Annotated in this window: 3 protein-coding genes and 1 pseudogene; 2 read left to right on the plus strand and 2 right to left on the minus strand. The window is 26.0% G+C overall.

The genetic code is table 11. The features are described from left to right. A partial coding sequence (locus tag Q5F54_RS11715) for a hypothetical protein (protein ID WP_302334477.1) occupies positions 1-1415 on the minus strand: 1415 nt, incomplete at its 3' end. A gap of 248 nt (positions 1416-1663) precedes the next feature. Between Q5F54_RS11715 and Q5F54_RS13200 the strand changes: the two are divergent. Then, positions 1664-1951: pseudogene (locus tag Q5F54_RS13200) on the plus strand (nitrite/sulfite reductase); the annotation flags it as partial. A 222-nt stretch (positions 1952-2173) separates the two neighbouring features. Further along, complete coding sequence (locus tag Q5F54_RS11725; RefSeq protein ID WP_330021008.1) at positions 2174-2707, plus strand: hypothetical protein; 534 nt, start codon at positions 2174-2176, stop codon at positions 2705-2707. A 108-nt stretch (positions 2708-2815) separates the two neighbouring features. Here the strand turns inward: Q5F54_RS11725 and Q5F54_RS11730 are convergent. After that, the coding region (locus tag Q5F54_RS11730; RefSeq protein WP_302334478.1) for a peptidylprolyl isomerase at positions 2816-3812 on the minus strand (997 nt) is incomplete at its 5' end.

Consider the following 3812-nt stretch of genomic DNA (forward strand, 5'->3'; position numbering starts at 1 on the left):
TCTTGTAAACTATTTTCATATAATATAAATCCATTTTCACCATTTTTATTATCTTTTATATAAACACTATATGTTACATCTTTAATGTTAAGCTTATCCCATGTAAGAGTTACTATATTATTTTCATCATCAATTTTTTCAACTAAATTTTCAATTACTTCCTCTTCTATGTTTTCTAATTTTGGTAATATATTTACTATATTACTTGGTTTAGTACTTATATTATTATTTTTACCCACAACATATAAACTCAAACTTGGAATTTCACCTTCAAATAAATCTACTTCTATTTTAGTATTTACTCTATTATTAGATATATTACTTTTATCTAATTTTAAAGATTTGAAAAGCTTATAGTCTAAATCTCCTAGAGAATTATTTTTTAGGAATATTTCATAATTATTTATATCTTTTATATAATCCCATGAGATATCTATTGATAATTTCCCATTAATAATTTCATAATTTACCATTATATTTTTAATGATTTTATCAATTATAGATTCTTTTTCTACTTTTATGGTTACTATTTTTTGCTTGTCTCCACAAGTTATCCTTACTTTCTCAGTTCCTTCTTTTGATCCTGTTATAGTTCCATCCTTACTAAGACTAATTGCATAATCTATTTGAACTTTTCTATCAACTAGCTCATATTTAATTTTTCCATGTTTTAAGCCCTTAGGTTCAGTTATAATCTTCGGATTTAATTTTTTTGTTTCGTTTTGTGCTATTTTAATAGTACTAGGTATACTTATCTTTGCTATTTTAGCTTGGATATTATAGTCAAACACAGTTTCCTTATCTCCAGCTTTTATATATAAACTAGCCTTACCTACACCTACAGCTTCAACAACATTACCTTCAATCTTCAGGATATTTTCATCACTACTTTCATATGTGACTACTTGTTTTTCTTTGAACTTATCATAATCTACTTGTACTTCACTATTTATTTTAGCTGATTCACCTACATACTTTATATCATTGTCTAATGTAGCCGTTAAACTCTCAACCTTTGGATTTACAACCTTAATATTTACTTTTTTCAATATCCTTGAGTTCTTCATCACGCCTATAGATGCCGTACCTTCTTGATTTGCTGTAACTTCATTTCCATTTATACTTAGTATATTAGAATTATCTAAAATCTTAAAATAGATATGTGGATTTTTCGCATAAGATGGTATAATTACGTACTCTCCAGTAGATAATGTTATTGTATCATTCAGTTTCATAACAAACTTATCAATATCTTTAACATAATCACCATCTTCCATCTCAATTTCTATACCTTTTACCATAGGCGTAATAGCTCCAAATTTAAATAAATAATATTGTGCTATTAACAGTATTGGTATAATAATTATTACCATTATTGTTATTACTTTATAATTTATATTCTTTACACTTTTCATATAAACCCTTCCTTTAGGAATATAATGCTCTAATGAATCTATTGTTCTAGTTATTTTTATAAGCATATTGAAATTACTATATAAACTTTTTTAACTATCAACGACTTAATTAATATATTTATTATATTTATCATATTATCCTTTAAAAAAGAATACTTATCTTTCAACAATTTTTTCTAATTCAATTATAAACCATAAATTTATATTTTTATACCTTATTTAAATACCTATCTTAAAAGGTTTCATACTCTAGTAGCAATAATGATGATGCTCACTGTACAGTTCAAGACTTAGGGTTTATTGCAACTCTTAAAGATAACAAACCTTACTTTAATGTATATGTAGGTGGTGGTCTAGGTAAAAACCCTAAAGTAGGATTAAAACTAGATGAACCTATAGAAGCTAAAGATGCTCTGTATTATGTAGAAGGCTTAACTAAATTATTTATAGATTATGGTAACTATGAAAATAAAAATAAAGCTAGAGTAAGATATATTGTTGATGAACTTGGTGAAGAAGATTTCATAGAAAAATTTAAAGAGTATTCTTTAAAAGAAAAGGAAAAAGGAGGACTTAATTTAACTCCAGATCCTATAGACTATTCAAAAGAAGGTATCGAAGTAGATATATGTGACCATAGAATAAGAAAACAAAAGCAAAAAGGTCTATACACAGTTTACATTCATCCATTTGGAGGTCAATTATATCTTAAGGATTTAAAAGCTTTACTTTATGAGTTAGATAAAATAAAAAATCCTATGATAAGAATAGGTATGACTGAAGGAATGTATATATTAAACTTAAATGGTAAAGAAGCTGAAAAAATATTAGAAGTAAGTAAAAAAATAAGTGGAAATTCAAGTCTAGAAGAAAGTATTTGTTGCATAGGTGTTCCTATCTGTCAAATGGGTATACAAAACAGTCAAAAAATGCTAAATACTATAATAGACTACTTCAGGGAAAATGTAGATAAAGAAACTATGCATAAGCTCCCAAGATTATATATATCAGGTTGTCCTAACTCTTGTGGAGTTCATCAAATAGGCAGTATTGGATTAACTGGAAAAATGAAAAATATAGATGGTACACCTACGGATGTATTTGAAATATATATATGTGGTAACTTTGAGGTTGGTAAATCAAGACTTGGTACATCTATAGGTGACCTTAAAGCTACTGATATACCAGAGTTTTTACATGAATTAGCTAAGATTACAGAAGGAGATTTCTTTGAATTTGCTACTAACAATACTGAAAAGGTACTTGAAGTAGCCTCTAAATATAAACTATAAATTTTTATTTTTTAGTTTATATCTTATATAATTTTTTACTACTTAAATTAATAATTAAAAAATATCTCAAAGTACTAATAAAATTTAATACTTTGAGATATTTTATATCTATTTAACTTCTACATTATATTTTTTAATTAAATTATCTAATATATTACTTTGTTTTTCATATCCTAAAGTATATACTAACTCTTCCTTTATAGTGTCAAAGTCGTCATACTTTTCATCTGTCTTTTTAATTATGTGATATCCATAATCAGTTTCTACTATCTCTGGATATATTTCTCCGTTTTTTAATGAAAATGCAGCTTTTTCAAAAGGTTCTACCATTTGACCTTTGCTAAAGAAATCTAAATCTCCACCATTTTCACTACTACCGTCTTGAGAATATTCTTTAGCTAATTGAGCAAAATCTACTCCTTCTTTAGCTTGTTTTAATATTTCTTCAGCTTTTTCCTTATTCTTTTTCTTTTGTTCATCGCTTACATCATTACCTTCAGCATCTCTATTGCTAATTAATATATGAGATGCTCTAACCCTTAAAAACTCGTCCTTATTTTTATTATAATAGTTTTCAGCTTCTTTTTCAGTTACTTCTGATGCTTGTCCTATATACTCAACGGCGATTAATTCTTTTTCTAATTCTTTTTCTATATCTTCTTTAGTTATATTACACTTATTAATTAATTCGTCTTCTGTTATATTATAAGTTTGTTGTAAACTTGACATTAAAGTAGAGTATTCATTTTCTATATCTTCTTTTTCAACTTTTATTCCTTCTGCTTTACCTTCTAAATATAAAACTTCTGTTGTAGTCATATAATCTATAAAACTAGCTTCATAAACATCTATTTCTTCATCAGTCATTTTAGTTTTTGCATTTATATAAAATAATGGTTCCATTTTTTGTCTAAGTTGTTCACCTGTTATTTTAGTATCGCCAACAGTTGCTATAACTTTATTAGCGCTATATTTTCTTGACGTTGCAGGTAAAGTTCTACCTACAGATTTTCCATATGTAAATCCTACTCGTAAACAAAGACATCCTATAACAGCCATTGCAATTATAGATTTAGTATTTTTACCATTTTTTAATTTTTTAATT

Source organism: uncultured Romboutsia sp. (assembly GCF_958366745.1).
Lineage (GTDB): Bacteria > Bacillota > Clostridia > Peptostreptococcales > Peptostreptococcaceae > Romboutsia > Romboutsia timonensis.